General features: G+C 73.3%; 11 protein-coding genes. 2 read left to right on the forward strand and 9 right to left on the reverse strand.

The features are described from left to right. Positions 1 to 7: 7 nt before the first annotated feature. Both J2S41_RS22790 and J2S41_RS22795 read right to left on the reverse strand, forming a co-directional pair. Entirely contained in the window at positions 8 to 862 is an 855-nt protein-coding gene (locus J2S41_RS22790; RefSeq protein WP_310370300.1) for an LLM class F420-dependent oxidoreductase, read from the reverse strand. Positions 863 to 956: 94 nt separating this feature from the next. Continuing rightward, a complete protein-coding gene (locus J2S41_RS22795) occupies positions 957 to 3,965 on the reverse strand; it encodes a discoidin domain-containing protein (RefSeq protein WP_310370302.1) in 3,009 nt (1,002 codons plus the stop codon). Between the two features lie 170 nt (positions 3,966 to 4,135). On the opposite strand from J2S41_RS22795, the gene J2S41_RS22800 reads away from it, so the two are divergent. After that, positions 4,136 to 4,834, forward strand: coding sequence for an aggregation-promoting factor C-terminal-like domain-containing protein (locus tag J2S41_RS22800; protein ID WP_310370305.1), 699 nt, complete (start codon positions 4,136 to 4,138; stop codon positions 4,832 to 4,834). A gap of 162 nt (positions 4,835 to 4,996) precedes the next feature. Here J2S41_RS22800 and J2S41_RS22805 read toward each other — a convergent pair whose 3' ends face one another. From J2S41_RS22805 to J2S41_RS22825, 5 genes are all read right to left on the reverse strand, one after another. Then, on the reverse strand, positions 4,997 to 6,376 hold the full coding sequence (locus J2S41_RS22805) for an FAD-dependent oxidoreductase (protein WP_310370306.1): 1,380 nt from the start codon (positions 6,374 to 6,376) through the stop codon (positions 4,997 to 4,999). 109 nt (positions 6,377 to 6,485) lie between these two features. After that, a complete protein-coding gene (locus J2S41_RS22810) occupies positions 6,486 to 8,120 on the reverse strand; it encodes a methyl-accepting chemotaxis protein (protein WP_310370308.1) in 1,635 nt (544 codons plus the stop codon). A gap of 77 nt (positions 8,121 to 8,197) precedes the next feature. Beyond that, a complete protein-coding gene (locus J2S41_RS22815; RefSeq protein ID WP_310370311.1) occupies positions 8,198 to 9,700 on the reverse strand; it encodes a tripartite tricarboxylate transporter permease in 1,503 nt (500 codons plus the stop codon). A 1-nt stretch (position 9,701) separates the two neighbouring features. Beyond that, positions 9,702 to 10,190, reverse strand: coding sequence for a tripartite tricarboxylate transporter TctB family protein (locus J2S41_RS22820; RefSeq protein ID WP_310370312.1), 489 nt, complete (start codon positions 10,188 to 10,190; stop codon positions 9,702 to 9,704). After that, complete coding sequence (locus J2S41_RS22825; protein WP_310370314.1) at positions 10,187 to 11,176, reverse strand: Bug family tripartite tricarboxylate transporter substrate binding protein; 990 nt, start codon at positions 11,174 to 11,176, stop codon at positions 10,187 to 10,189. The genes J2S41_RS22820 and J2S41_RS22825 overlap by 4 nt, the downstream gene beginning before the upstream one ends. Positions 11,177 to 11,274: 98 nt before the next feature. Between J2S41_RS22825 and tcuA the strand changes: the two genes are divergently transcribed. Then, positions 11,275 to 12,717, forward strand: coding sequence for an FAD-dependent tricarballylate dehydrogenase TcuA (tcuA, locus tag J2S41_RS22830; RefSeq protein WP_310370316.1), 1,443 nt, complete (start codon positions 11,275 to 11,277; stop codon positions 12,715 to 12,717). Between the two features lie 8 nt (positions 12,718 to 12,725). On the opposite strand, the gene J2S41_RS22835 is transcribed toward tcuA, so the two are convergent. Together J2S41_RS22835 and J2S41_RS22840 are read right to left on the reverse strand one after the other, a co-directional pair. Then, positions 12,726 to 13,391: a response regulator gene (locus tag J2S41_RS22835; protein WP_310370318.1), complete on the reverse strand. Its 666-nt coding sequence runs from the start codon at positions 13,389 to 13,391 to the stop codon at positions 12,726 to 12,728. Further along, a complete protein-coding gene (locus tag J2S41_RS22840) occupies positions 13,388 to 14,560 on the reverse strand; it encodes a sensor histidine kinase (protein ID WP_374728265.1) in 1,173 nt (390 codons plus the stop codon). Before J2S41_RS22840 ends, J2S41_RS22835 begins: the two co-directional genes overlap by 4 nt. Positions 14,561 to 14,722: the final 162 nt, after the last annotated feature.

Here is a 14,722-nt window from a genome sequence, read left to right on the forward strand (position 1 = left end):
TGCCGGGTCAGAGCTTGGTCAGCGCCTCGCCCATCATGTCGGTGATCTTCGACGGCGTGGTGATGTCGTGCGCGTAGACGTAGGTGACCGTGAAGCCCGCGTCCCGGGCCGCGCTCGCCCGGCGCACGATGTCCTCGGTGGTGCTGGTCGGGTCGATGTCGAACATGGTGGTCTTCTCGATCTCGGCGTAGTCGCGGCCGACGTCGTCGCAGTGCCGGCGCAGCACGTCGAGCTTGTGCGCCGCGTCCGGGCCGAAGCCGAAGTTGCAGGCGTCCGCGTACTTCGCGACCAGCTTCAGCGTCTTCTTCTCGCCACCGCCGCCGATCAGCAGGTACGGCCGGGGCGCGCGCAGCGGCTGCGGCGAGTTGAGCGTGCGCTCCAGCCGGTAGTGCCGGCCCTGGTAGGCGTCCTCGGAGTCGGACCACATCTGCCGGCAGATCTGGAGCGTCTCCTCCAGCCGCTCGAAGCGCTCCGCGACCGGCGGGAACGCGAAGCCGAGGCCCTTGGACTCGTCCTCGTTCCACGCGGCGCCGACACCGAGGCCGGCCCGGCCGCCGGAGAGCACGTCGAGCGTGGTGACCGCCTTGGCCAGCAGGCCGGGCTCTCGGTAGGTCACGCCGGTGACCAGCGTGTGCAGCAGCACGGTCTCGGTGTGGGCGGCGATGAAGCCGAGCGCGGTGTACGCCTCGAGCATCTCGTGCTCGTACGGCCCGACGCCGCGGATCTGCCAGAAGTGGTCCATGACGGTGATCCGGGTGATCCCGGCCTGCTCCGCGGTGCGGGCGTGCCGGGCGAGGGCCGGTCCGAGCGCGGCGGCGCCGCCGTCCCAGGTGAAGTCCGCGATGTGCAGTCCCAGTTCCATACAAGTGAGAGTAGCCTCCGGAACGACATCGCGCCGCCCCGTGGACGATCCGGACGCCCCCACGCGCGTCGGGGACGCCCGGATCACCCGCCGCTTACCAGGTCAGACCGTGGCCGTACGGATAGAGCGGATTGCCGTAGGTGGACGGCACCGGCCGCCCGGCATCGATGTGCGCCCGGATCTCCGCCCGCTGCGCGTCCGTGGCGCCGAGGTCGAACGGCAGGTCCCAGGCCTCGCGCGCGTCCGCCTGCACGTCCTGCCCGCCCGGCCGCAGCACCTGGTCGAGCGTGCGCGGCAGCTGCCACGGCAGCTTCCCGGTGGGTTTGAAGTCACCGAAGACCAGGCTCGCGAGCGCGGGCCCGACCTCCTCACCGGCCCGGAAGTTGACCACGACGGCGTCCGCGATCTCGTGCCACTCACTGATCACGTACGGCCGGGCCATGGTCAGCAGCACCACCACGGGTACGCCGCGCGCCTTCCAGCTCCGGATCAGCTCGAGCTGGTCCGCGGGCAGGTACGGCTGGGTCTGCGGCCAGCTCGTCGCGTGCGTGTAGTACGGCTCCCCCACCGAGACGATCGCCAGGTTCGGCGCGGGATGGGTGTCCCGGTGCACGTTCACCCCGGCGGCCCGGCCGCGTGCGGCCAGCGCGTCGAACGTGGACAGTGAGCCGTACTCCTGGTGGAAGTAGCTGGTCCAGATGCAGCACGACCCGGTGTCCGCCGCGCGCGGCCCGGTCACCACCACGTTCGCGCCGGCCGGCAGCCGCAGCGGCAGCACGCCGTTGTTGCGCAGCACGGTCAGCGACCCGCGCGCGGCCTGGTTGGCCAGCGCCGCGTCGGCCGGCGTGTGCACCCGGTAGATGCCGTTGACCGGGTCGCCGTACGGGTTCTCGAAGAGTCCGAGCTGGAACTTCAGCCGCAGCACGCGCCGGACCGCGTCGTCGATCCGGGCGGCCGGCACCTGGGACAGGAACGTGCCGATGGAGAAGCCGGCCGCGCCCGGGTCCGCGCCGCCCATCACGTCGGATCCGGCCCTCGCCGCGCCGACCCAGGAGCCGGACGGCAGCCAGTCCGTGGTGATCAGGCCGGTGAAGCCCAGGTTGTTGCGCAGGTAGGCGAGGATCGGGGCGCTGTCGCCGGCGCCCGGGCCGCCCGGGTCCAGGAACGAGCTGCCCGCGTACCCCGGCATGATGTTGACGGCGCCGGCCTCCATCGCGGCCCGGAACGGGATCATGTGGTACTTGATCGTCACGCCGTCGTAGACGATCAGCTGCTCGCCGCCCGCGCCCTCGCCCGGCCAGTGCTTGACCGTGGCCAGCACGGACGACGGGTTCAGCTCCGGACCGCCCTGCAACCCGGCGACCAGCGCGCGGACCTGCGCGGCCGCCACGTACGCGTCCTCGCCGTTGCCCTCCTGGATGCGCGGGTAGAGCGCCTTCGTGCCGACCTCGGCCAGCGGCCCGAGCACGCCGCGGGTGCCCAGCTCGACCTGCTCCCGCCGCTGCATGTCACCGAGCTTGTACTGCAGCTGGTAGTCGCGGCCGGCCGCCAGTGCGCTCTGCGACGGATACGTCGTCTTGAAGCCGTGGATGGTGTCGCCGGCCGAGACGAACGGGATGCCGAGCCGCGTGCCGGTGGAGGCCAGCAGCTCGCGGTGCAGGTCCGGCGCCTCGGACGGGCCGAAGTGCCACCCCGAGCGGGGGTACGCCTGCGCGTTGTAGAACATCTGGTACGCCTTCTCCTCGGCCGTCATGCGGCCGAGCAGGTCGTTCACGCGCGCCTCGACCGGGCGGCGCCAGTCCTCGTAGACGTCGATCGCGCCGCTGCGGTTCGCGTCCCGCGCCCCGTTGATCACCGGTACGCCGTCCGCGATCGGGGTGAGCGTGGGCCGGTAGAGCCCGAACGTGCGGATCTGCGAGGTGGTCGAGCCGGCCGTCACGTACCAGCGGTAGGTCCATCGGTCCGGCAGGTCCCAGGTGGGCGTGTAGCTGGTGCCGCTCACCTCCGCGACCCGGGTGTAGACGTCGAGCAGGCTGCCGGACGCGGTGAAGTCGTAGTCGGTCCGGCTGACGTTGATCCACAACTGGTAGCGGGTGGCGCCGGCGACCGCGGCCCAGGAGAAGGCCGGCCGCCGGGTGTCCGTGATCAGTGCCTGGTCGGCCGGTGCGGTCAGCGCGAACTGGCCGGTGGTCGCGGGCGGCCGGGTCGGCCCGGACAGCAGCGGCGGCGCGCTGCCGGACGCGTCGACCGTGCCGAGCACCTGGAGTTCCCACAGCGAGTAGCCGTAGCCGGTGGCCCGCGCGGTGCCGGTCAGCCGCAGGTAGCGGCCGGTGCCGGAGACGGCCAGCGTCTCCACGCCGCCACGACCGGTGGTGGTGCTGTAGATCGTGGTCCAGGTGGCGGCGTCGTTCGACACCTCGATGCGGTATCCGGTGCCGTACGCGGATTCCCAGTTCAGCACCACGCCGGTGATGGTGGCGGTGCCCTGGAGGTCGACGCGGATCCACTGGTTGTCCGCGTGCTCGCTGGACCAGCGGGTGGTGGTGCGGCCGTCCAGCGCGGCGCCGGGCGCGTTGCCGCCCTCGTAGGAGGAGGCCGCGACCGGCTTGAACGCCGCGATGTTGGCGCCGCCGCCGGAAGTCGTGGTGCTGCCGTAGACCTCGAACTCCCACAGCGAGTACCCGTAGCCGGTGGCCCGCTCGGTGCCGAGCATCCGGACGTACCGCCCGGTGCCGTTGATCGTGATCGTCTGGACCCCGCCGGTGCCGGTGGCGGACGTGTGCACGGTGGTCCAGGTGTTGCCGTCGGGCGAGGTCTGGAGCTGGAAGGCGCGCGCGTAGGCCGCCTCCCAGGTGAGCACGACGCGGTCCAGCGTCGCGGTGGCGCCGAGGTCGACGCGCAACCACTGCGGGTCGGCGAACGCGCTGGCCCAGCGCGTGCCGGCGTCGCCGTCGACGGCCGCGGCGGCGGGCGTGCCCTCCCCCTCGACGGACGAGGCGAGCGCGGGCTTGCCACGGGAGAGCAGGACGGGGGCGGCCTCGGCGGGTGTGGCCACGAGCAGGCCGGCGAGCAGCAGCAACGCCGCCGCCAGTCTTCGTTTCATGGACATGAGGACTCCAAGAGCGGGGACGGATCCGGGAGAGCGCTCTCTAACGCTGAGCCTGATCGATGAACGTCGGTCCGTCAACCCCGATGGTCGCGCTCCGTGGAGCAGAAGAGAACTTCTCGCATCGTGGTAGCGTCCGCAACCATCGAGCGGAAGGAACTCCTCACGTGAAGTCGCTGGTCGGCAAGTCCGCCGCGGTGGCCGTGCTCATCGCCGGCGTCGGTGGCGGCGTCTATCTCCACCGGGACCGCGCGCAGGCCGAGGACTCCGCCGCCGCGCAGGCCGCCTGGGAGGCGAACCGCGCCGAGGAGCTCTACCTCAAGGAGCGCCACGGGGAGTACACGGAGCTTCGCGCCGCGCTGCACGACTCCGAGCGCGAGGCCGCCAAGCGCGCCGCCGCGATGGCCGAGGAGCAGGCGAAGCGCGCCCGCGCCGCGAACGACGCGGTCAGCCGCCGGAAGGCGGAGGCCGAGGCCGAGGAGGCCGCCGCCCAGGCCGAGCGCGACCGGGCCAACGCGGCGATCAAGCCGTACGACGGCCCGGTCCCGTCCTCCTGCTCGTCCTACTCCGGCCACCGCAAGACCGGCTGCTCCGTGATGGTCGGCCAGGGCTTCGACGTCTCCGAGTTCGGCTGCCTCGACACGCTCTGGACGCGGGAGAGCGGCTGGAACCCGAAGGCGGACAACCCGACCTCGGAGGCGTACGGCATCGCGCAGGCGAACCCGGGCAGCAAGATGGCGTCGGTCGCGGACGACTGGCAGACCAACCCGGTCACCCAGGTCATCTGGGGCCTGGGGTACATCAAGGGCCGCTACGGCACGCCGTGCGCGGCCCTCGAGCACTCCAACGCCGCCGGCTGGTACTAGGGCGAGTCTGGCGGATCTTCGCCGGCCTGCGGCGTGGCCCAGGCGCCGCCTGGCCGCACGTCGCGGAAGCCCACATACAACACCGGTATGCGGACTTCCGCGCCGCACACCCAGACGACACCTGGACCTCGCCTCGGCTCGACGAGATCCACCAGACACGCCCTATGCGATCCGCGCCAGGTTCGCCGACGCGGGCGCGAGCCGCTTAGCGATCGAGATCGCGGAGACGAGCGCGCTGTCCTGGCTGGCCACGTCCACGGTGTGCGCGCCGGCGAACCACAGGCGCTCGGTGCCCTGGTAGCCGGCGAGCGCGGCCTGGGCGGGCGCGAGGTCCGGCGTCTCCAGCGCGTGCAGGTAGTCGAACGTCGCGATGGTCTCGGCCGGCAGCTGCGCGCGGTGCGACACCCAGCTCTTGAACACGGAGACGTCCCGGAACGCGCCGTACCACATGGACGGCTCGCAGTACGGCCCGTCGGTGAGCACGTTGAAGCCGGACCAGTCCTGGCGGTTGACCGGCATGTACGCCGGGTCGGCGTGGATGGCGACCCGCGCCGGGATGTAGCGGAACCGGTTGTACGTGGACACCAGGCCGGACGTGCCGGCGAGCTGCCCCACGAGCGGCCCGGCCGCGTACGGCGGCTGCGCGAACACCACGTGGTCGGCCACGTGCGTGCGCCCGGCGCTGTCCGTGACGTGATAGACCTCGCCCTGCCGGGACAGCCCGGTCGCGGCCGAGTTCACGTGCGTGGTGACCGTGCTCAGCCCGGTGCTCAGCGCGGCCACCACGGCGCGCAGCCCGTCCACCGCGTTGTGGTAGTCGTACGGCGCGAGGAAGCCGTCGCCGAGACCGCGGATGACGAACGCGAGCACGGAGAACGCGGACATCTCCTTGACCTGCGGCACGGAGAAGCCGAACATCGCGCCGCAGAGCGGGAAGAGCAGGTCGTCGCGGACCCACTGCATCACCGGCAGCGAGTTGATGAAGTCCTCGGCGCTGGTGGTCCGGTCGCCGCTCTCCAGCAGTTGCGTGCCGCGGTCGGTGAACGACGCCATGGACACCAGCGCGCCCCAGTACAGCGGGTCGAACAGCGGCCACACCCGGTTGCTGTCCGGCGAGACCAGCACCGGGCGGGTCACGCCGCGCTTGCTCACGGTCAGGTTCATCGGCGCGGGCACGGTCGGCACGTGCAGCACCTCGGTCAGCAGCTTCCAGTACGTCGGGTGGCTCTTCGGCCCGAAGTACTGCGCGCCCGCGTCGACGGCGATGTGCGCGCCGCCGATGGTGACGTCGATCGACCGCGCGTGGCCGCCCAGTTCGGCGCCGGCCTCCAGCAGCACGACGTCGTGCTGGCCGTCGAGCAGCCAGGCCATCGACACGCCGGCCACGCCGCCGCCGATCACGACCACGCGCTGCCGGGCGGCGGCGACCCGGGCCTGGGCGGTTCCCGCGTGCGCGACGCCGGGCAGGGCGAGACCGGCGGCGCCGGCGGCCGCGGTCAGGCCGAGCACGGAACGCCGGGAGAGCTTCGATTGGTGGGGCACGACAACCTCCTGAGAGCGAATGTCAGCATCGTCGGCGGTCGATGACGCTACCGCAGAGATCGCTCTCAGGGGTGCCCTCCAGGACAAGCCCTCACGAACCGCCGCCGGATCAGACCCGGAAGCGGCCGACCACCGTCTCCAGCTCGCTCACCACCCGGTTCAGGTCCGCGACCGTCTCGCCGGCCTCCACCAGCGACTCCGTGGTGGCGCGGGCCGCGTCCGCCACGCCGTTGATGTTGTTGGCGATGTCCGACGTGCCGCCGGACGCGTCGCCGACGCTGCGGCTCATCTCGCCGGTGGTCGCGGTCTGCTCCTCCACCGCGGACGCGATGGTCAACTGGTAGTCGTTGATCCGCGCGATGATCCGGCTGATCTCGCCGATCGCCTCGACCGCGCTCTGCGTGTCCGCCTGGATCGCCTCGACCCGGCGGGAGATGTCCTCGGTCGCCTTCGCGGTCTCCTGCGCCAGGTCCTTGACCTCGCCGGCCACCACCGCGAAGCCCTTGCCCGCGTCGCCCGCGCGGGCCGCCTCGATCGTGGCGTTCAGCGCCAGCAGGTTCGTCTGCTCCGCGATCGAGGTGATCGTCTTGACCACGTTGCCGATCTCCGCGGACGACTCGCCCAGCTTCGCGATGGTGTCGTTGGTCTGGTTCGCCACGCCGACCGCCTCGGCCGCGACCTGGGCCGCGTCGTTCGCGTTCTGGCTGATCTCGCGGATCGAGGCGCCCATCTCCTCGGAGCCGGCCGCGACCGTGGACACGTTCGCGGAGACCTCGCCGGCCGCGTTCGAGACCACGTCCGCCTGGCTGGCGGCCTCGGCCGCGCTGGACGCGATCCGCTCGGTGGACGCGGACAGCCGCCGGGCGCCGTCGGCCAGGGTGCGGGAACTCTCGGAGAGCGCGGAGATCGTCTCGCGCAGCCCCTCGCGGGCCTCGTTCGTGGCGATCGCCATCGCGCCGATCTCGTCCCGGCCGTGTACCTCCGCGGCCCGGGTCAGGTCTCCGGCGGCCATCGCGCGCAGCGCGTCGCCGACGCTCTGCACCTGCCGGGTGATCGCCCGCGCCACCAGCAGCGCGACGCCGAGCGCGGCGAGCAGGCCGAGCAGCACGGACGCGATCAGGATGGTCCGGGCGCTCTCATATGAGGCCTGCGAGTCCGCGGCCGCCCGGTCCGCGTCCGCCGACTCGACGGCCTGCATCCGGTTCAGGCCCTCCGTCATCGCCTGCTCGGCCTCGCCGTACGCCGCGGCCACGTCCGACGGCGGCGTGAAGCCGGCCGGCGCGGCCTCGCCGAAGTAGGTCACGTCCCGGAGGTTCCGGTAGTCATCCCGGCCGGCGCTGAACGCCTCCACCGCCGCGGTGCGCTCCTCGCTGGCGTTCGTGCCGACGTTCAGCGCCTGGTACCGGCCCAAGGCGTCGTCGACCACCGTGTCCGCGGCTCTGGTCTCCTCGACCGCGGTGGGCTTCTGCGCCTCGGGGTAGAGCGAGTAGAGCATCATGGCGCGGTACATCGCGCCGATGCCCTGCCGGATCGTCGTGAGCTCGGCCATGCCGGCGACCTGCTCGTTCTTCATGTCCTTTAGCTGGCTGCTGAGCGCGGACATGCGCTGCACGCTCAGCACCCCGACCAGGATCGTGATGACGATGACCACGACGGACGAGGCCAAGATCTTGGTCCGCACGTTCGTGTCCGCCACCAGCCGGGTGAGGAGGTTACCCCGGCGCGGTTCCGCGACTTGACTCATCAGACAGGCCCTTCGCCCGTGAACGACACAGCAAACGCCACATCGACCCGAAACCGGGCGGGTTTAGGGAAAGCGATTCAGTCGTCGGTGGCGGCCGGACGGTTCCGGCCGAGGCGGCGGCGCAGCGCGACGGCGGGCGGGGCGAGCAGCGCCAGGATCGCCACGATCCAGAGCGTGACGGTGAGCGGCCCGGAGACGAGGATGGTCCAGTCGCCGTCGGAGAGCGCCAGCGCACGGCGCAGCTGCTGCTCCGCGAGCGGCGCCAGGATCAGGCCGACCACGGCGGGTGCGGCCGGGACGCCGGCGCGGCGCATGAGCAGCCCGACCAGGCCCAGCGCGACCAGGATGAGCAGGTCGGTGGTGGTGCCGCCGGCGGCGAACGTGCCGAGCGTGGCGAAGACCAGCACGCCGGCGTAGATGCCGTACGCGGGGATGGTCAGCAGGCGCGCCCAGAGGCGTACCAGCGGAAGGTTGAGGACCAGCAGCATGACGTTGCCGATGTAGAGGCTGGCGATCAGCGCCCAGACCAGATCGCCGGATTCGGTGAACAGCTGCGGGCCGGGTTGCAGGCCGTAGGACTGGAACGCGGTGAGGATGACCGCAGCGGTCGCGGACGTGGGCAGGCCGATGGTCAGCAGCGGCACCAGCACGCCGGCCGCGGCCGCGTTGTTCGCCGCCTCCGGACCCGCCACGCCCTCGATCGCGCCGCGGCCGAACTCGTCCGAGCGCCGGGACAGCCGCTTCTCCAGCGCGTAGCTCAGGAACGTGGGGACGTCCGCGCCGCCGGCCGGCAGGCTGCCGATCGGGAAGCCGATCGCGGTGCCGCGCAGCCAGGCCGGCCAGGAGCGGCGCCAGTCCTCGCGGGACAGCACCGCGGGCCCGTCGACCGGCATGACCCGGCTGTCGCCGGTGCCCGCGATCAGGTGGCCGAACGCCTCGCCGAGCGCGAACAGCGCGACCACCACGATCACCACGTCGACGCCGTCCAGCAGCGCGGGCAGGCCGAAGTCGAGGCGCGGCTGTCCGGTGAGCGTGTCGATGCCGACCAGGCCGACGGCCGCGCCGATCAGCAGGCTCGCGGCCCCCTTGATCAGGTCCGGGCCGAGCAGCGCGCTGACGGTCACGAACGCCACCGCCATCAGTGCCACGTACTCCGGCGGGCCGAACCCGACCGCGATGTCCGCCACCAGCGGCGCCGCGGCGCTCAGCGCGATCGTGCCGATGGTGCCGGCCACGAAGCTGCCGATCGCGGCCGTGGCCAGCGCCGCGGCGCCCCGGCCGGCCCGGGCCATCCGGTTGCCCTCCAGCGCGGTCACCACGGACGCGCTCTCGCCGGGCGTGTTGAGCAGGATGGACGTGGTGGAGCCGCCGTACATGCCGCCGTAGTAGATGCCGGCGAAGAGGATCAGCGCGGCGGCCGGGTCCAGCCGGAACGTGACCGGCAGCAGCAGCGCCACGGTCAGCGCCGGGCCGATGCCGGGCAGCACGCCGACCGCGGTGCCGATGGTGACGCCGAGCAGCGCCCAGAGCAGGTTGACCGGCGTGAGCGCGTCCGCGAACCCGGTCAGCAGCGCGTCCACGTCAGAACCCCCACGGTCCGGCCGGCAGGATCAGCCCGATCAGGCCGTCGAAGATCAGGAACACGGTGCCGGCCAGCGCGAACCCGTAGGCCGCGGTCCGCGTCGGGTGCGGCGCGCCGAGCAGCCACGCCGCGGCCGTGAACAGCCCGGTCGCGCACAGCGTCCAGCCGGCGAACGGCAACAGCAGCGCGAACGCGATCAACGCGGCGATCAGTGCCGCCAGGCGGCCCAGTCGCGCCGAGCGTTCCCGAAGAGCCGACATGGTACGAAGGGCGCCGCGCGACCGCACGCAGAGAGCGACGCCGAGCGCGCCGAGCAGCGCGCCGACCAGTGCCGGGGCCGCCGCCGGACCCACCGGCCCGCCACCCCCGCGCAGCGTGGCGGCGTCGGCCAGCACCACCCCCGCACCGACGATCATGACGAGGCCGAGCAGCAGGCCCGCGCGCTCCTCGCCGGCCCGGTCCGGGGCCTCTTCCTCGGGTGCCGTCATGCCAGTCCCATCCTCGCCAGCACGTCCGCCACGCGCCGCTGCTCGTCCTCGAGGAACCGCTCGAACTCCGGTCCGGTGAGCGTGGCGTCGCCCCAGCCGCGGTCCTCCAGCGTCTGCCGCCACGCCGCACTCGCGGTCATGTCCGTGATCAGCTTCTCCAGCGCGGCCTCGTCCTCCGGGCTGATCCCGTCCGGCGCCACCACGCCGCGCCAGTTGGACAACTCCACGTCCACGCCGGCCTCGCGCAGCGTGGGCACGTCCGGCAGCGACGGCAGCCGCTGCGCGCTGGAGACCGCGAGCGGCCGGACCGTACCGGCCTTGATCTGGGACATCATCTCGGAGACGCCGGAGACGCCCGCGGTGGCGCGGCCGGAGAGCAGCGTGGCCAGCGCCTCGCCGCCGCCGGAGTGGGCCACGTAGTTGACCCGGGCCGGGTCCGCGCCGATCGCGCCCGCGATCAGGCCGGTCAGGATCTGCTCGACGCCGCCGGCCGAGCCGCCGCTGAACGAGACGGACGGCAGGTCGGCCCGCATCCGGTCGGTCAGCTCCGCCAGGCTCCGGATCGGCGAGTCCGCGGGCACCACCAGCACCTCGTAGTCGGTGGTGAGCCGGGCCAGCGGCGTGGTCCGGTCCAGCCGCACCGGCGCGTCGTCGCTCTCGATCGCACCCACCATGACCAGGCCGAACACCATGACCTGGGTCGGATCGCCGTCGTACCGGGCGAACTGGCTGAGCCCGATCGTGCCGCCCGCGCCGGCCACGTTGTAGACCTCGGTGCGGCCGGCCGTCTCGCGCAGCGCGGCCTGCATCTCGCGCGCGGTCTGGTCCCAGCCGCCGCCGGGCGCGGCCGGCGCCATCAGCCGTAGCTGACGGCCGTGCAGGAACCCGGCGTCGGCCTGCTCGCCCCGGCCGGCCAGCGTGGTCGCGACCAGCAGGACCGCGACCAGCGCGGCCGCCGCGTACGGCATCGTGCTCCGCCAGCGCATCCCGGCCTCACCGCCCCTCAGCGTGGACTCAACGGCCGCTCCCTGTATACATTCAGCCGGTTGGATCTTCAAGCTTCTCAATGTTGCCGGAGGGACGCGTGTCGTACGACGTCGTGGTGGTGGGCGGTGGCAACGCGGGGTTCTGCGCGGCGCTGGCCGCGGCCGGTCGGGGGCGCCGGGTCCTGCTGCTGGAGAAGGGCCTGCCGGACGAGGCGGGCGGCAACAGCTACTACACGGCCGGCGCGTTCCGGGTGGCGCACGGCGGGCTGCCGGACCTGGCCGGCATCGTCGATCACGACGACCGGCACGCGGAGACCGTGCTGCCGCCGTACCCGCCGGAGGACTTCGTCCGCGATCTGGAGCGGGTGACCGAGGGCCGCACCGATCCGGAGCTGGCCGCCACCGTGGCCGGGGAGAGCCGGTCCGCGCTGGGCTGGCTGCGCACGCTCGGGCTGCGCTTCCGGCTGATGTACGAACGGCAGTCCTATCAGGACGCGGACGGCCGGCACGTGTTCTGGGGCGGGCTCGCGGTGGGCAGCACCGGCGGCGGCAAGGGCCTGATCGCGCAGCACACCGCGGCCGCCGCCGAGGCCGGGATCGAGGTCCGCTACGGGCACCGTGCCGAGCGGCTGCTGACCGAGGACGGCCGCGTGACCGGCGTGGCCCACGCGGACGGCGAAATCCGTGCCGAGTCCGTGGTGCTGGCCGCGGGCGGGTTCGAGGCGGACCCGGAGTGGCGGCGCGCGCACCTCGGCGACGGCTGGGAGCGCGCGCGGGTCCGCGGCACGCCGCTGAACACCGGCGACATGCTGCGCGCCGCGCTCGCGGCCGGTGCGGCGCGCGGCGGCGACTGGTCCTCCTGCCACAGCGTGGCGTGGGACGCCGGCGCGCCCGCCACCGGCGACCGGACGCTGACGAACCGGCTGACCCGGCAGAGCTACCCGCTCGGCATCGTGGTGAACCGGGACGGGCGGCGGTTCCTGGACGAGGGCGCGGACTTCCGCAACTACACCTACGCGCGGTACGGCGGGGAGATCCTGCGGCAGCCGGGCGGCGTGGCGTTCCAGGTCTTCGACGCGGAGATCCGCCCGCTGCTGCGCACCGAGGAGTACGACGCACCGGGCGCGAGCGTGGTGGTGGCGGACACGCTGGACGCGCTGGCGCGCGGCATGGGCGTGCCGGCGGACACGCTCACCGCCACCGTGACCGGCTTCAACGACTCGATCGACGAGACCGTCCGCTTCGACCCGTCCATCAAGGACGGACGCGCGGCGCGCACCACACCGCCGAAGAGCAACTGGGCGCTGCCGATCCGCACGGCGCCGTTCTACGCGTTCGCAGTGACCTGCGGCATCACGTTCACGTTCGGCGGGCTGCGCGCGGACCCGCACGGGCGCGTGCTGACCGGCGGCGGCACGCCGCTGCCCGGCCTGTTCGTCTGCGGCGAGATGCTCGGCGGGCTGTTCAGCGGCAACTACCCGGGCGGCTCCGGGCTGACCGCGGGCGCGGTGATCGGCCGCCGCGCCGGACTGCTGGCCTGAGCCTGGGGTCAGTCGTCCGGGCTGACCAGGCCGGTGCGGTACGCGTGGACCACGGCCTGCACGCGGTCGCGCAGGCCGAGCTTGGTGAGGATGCGGGAGACGTACGTCTTGACCGTCTCGGCGCCGATCACCAACTCCGTCGCGATCTCCGCGTTCGAGTGCCCGGCCGCGATCAGGCGCAGCACCTCCAGCTCGCGCGGCGTGAGCGTGGACGCCGCGGCGGCGGCCGGGTCGGCGGGGCGCAGGCGGGCCGCGTACCGGCCGATCAGCCGGCGAGTGACCTCGGGCGCGATCAGCGAATCGCCGCGCGCGACCGTCCGCACGCCGGCGATCAGCGCCTGCGGCGACGCGTCCTTGAGCAGGAACCCGGCCGCGCCCGCGCGCAGCGCCTCGTAGACGTACTCGTCCAGGTTGAACGTGGTCACGACCAGCACCTTCATCGGGTCCTGGACGCCGGCGCCGGCCAGCCGGCGGGTGGCCTCGATGCCGTCCATGACCGGCATGCGCACGTCCATCACCACCACGTCCGGCCGCAGCCGCAGCGCGGTGTCCACGGCCGACCTCCCGTCGCTCGCCTCGCCGACCACGGTCAGGTCGTCCTGCGAGTCCAGGATCGTGACGAACCCGGTACGCACCAGCGCCTGGTCATCCGCGACGAGCACCGAGACGGTCATGCCGGATCTCCGATCGGAATGCGGGCCCGGACGGTGAAGCCGCCGTCCGGGGCGGGGCCGGCGTCGAACTCGCCGCCGAACAGCTCGACGCGATCGCGCAGCCCGGCCAGGCCTCGGCCGGAACCGCCCACACCGGGCGCGGGGCGGCGCGTGGTCGCGGCCGACGTGGTGATCTCGATGTCCACGCCCTCGCTGCGGTGGTCGAGCCGGACCAGCGTCGGGCGGCCGGTCGCGTACTTGAGCGCGTTGGTCAGCGCCTCCTGCACCACCCGGTACGCGGTCAGCTCGCGGCCCGCGCCCAGGTCCGGCCGGTCACCGCGCTCGACCAGCTCGATCGGCTGGCCGGCCGCGCGCGACTGCTCCACCAGGTCCGGCACCTGCGCCAGCGTGGGCAGCCGGTCCATCGGCGCGCGCCGGGCCGGGTCCAGCACGCCGAGCAGGTCGCGCAGCTCGCCCAGCGCGCGGCGGCCGGTCTCGCCGATCGCGGCCAGGTTCGCCGTCACCTTCTCCTCCGAGGACGCCACGAACTGCGCGGCGCCGGCCTGCACCACCATCGCCGTGACGTGGTGGGTGACCACGTCGTGCAGCTCGCGGGCGATCCGCTCCCGCTCCGCGGCCAGCGCGGTCCGCGCGGCCAGCCGGCGGCGCTCGGCCTCCGAGGCGCGCGACCAGCGGGCCCACGCGCCGACCAGCCAGGCGCCGGCCAGCGCCAGGTAGAACAGCGGGAACCCGTCCGCGGACGTGGGCGACCCGGCCGCGATCAGCGCGGCGGTGAGCAGCGCGTACCCGGCGGTCGCGACCGCGGCGACGGTACGGCGCAGCCGCCGCTGGTACGCGCCCGCGCTGTACAGCGCCACCAGCAGGCCGACGCTGGCGAACGTCACGTACCCGCGCAGTTCCTGGACGGCGAAGCCGGTCGCGACCAGGGCGAGCGCGGTCTCCGGCCGGGTGCGGCGCAGCACCAGCGGCAGCGTCATGGCGAGCCCGGCCGCGACGCCGAGCGCGTCCAGCGGCCGGGCCGGCAGCTCACCGAGCCGGCTGCCGATCTCCGCCAGTGGCGGGAGGAAGCCGAGCACCGCGTAGAGCAGCGCGATCATCCCGTCGCGGGCCGTGATGCCGCGGCGTTGCCAGCGGGCTACCAGGTCGAGGGTCCACGGCAGACGCAGCAGCACCCGGGCAGCGTAGCGGTTGCCCATCGGCGGCTCCTTCGCGTCCGGCGCGGCGGTGGTGCCGCGCGACACCACCGACGCTACGGTCGCGCTGGAGCGGGCGAATCCCCGTCCGGGGATCAGCCCGGGGTCCCCCGCGCGGGGGACGCGCTCACGTCCCGG

Source organism: Catenuloplanes atrovinosus (assembly GCF_031458235.1).
Lineage (GTDB): Bacteria > Actinomycetota > Actinomycetes > Mycobacteriales > Micromonosporaceae > Catenuloplanes > Catenuloplanes atrovinosus.

Coding starts and splice junctions, on each gene's coding strand:
- J2S41_RS22795 (WP_310370302.1), bottom strand. CDS start 3,965: ATGAAACGAAGACTGGCGGCGGCGTTGCTGCTGCTCGCCGGCCTGCTC.
- J2S41_RS22790 (WP_310370300.1), bottom strand. CDS start 862: ATGGAACTGGGACTGCACATCGCGGACTTCACCTGGGACGGCGGCGCC.
- J2S41_RS22835 (WP_310370318.1), bottom strand. CDS start 13,391: ATGACCGTCTCGGTGCTCGTCGCGGATGACCAGGCGCTGGTGCGTACC.
- J2S41_RS22820 (WP_310370312.1), bottom strand. CDS start 10,190: ATGACGGCACCCGAGGAAGAGGCCCCGGACCGGGCCGGCGAGGAGCGC.
- J2S41_RS22825 (WP_310370314.1), bottom strand. CDS start 11,176: ATGCGCTGGCGGAGCACGATGCCGTACGCGGCGGCCGCGCTGGTCGCG.
- J2S41_RS22810 (WP_310370308.1), bottom strand. CDS start 8,120: ATGAGTCAAGTCGCGGAACCGCGCCGGGGTAACCTCCTCACCCGGCTG.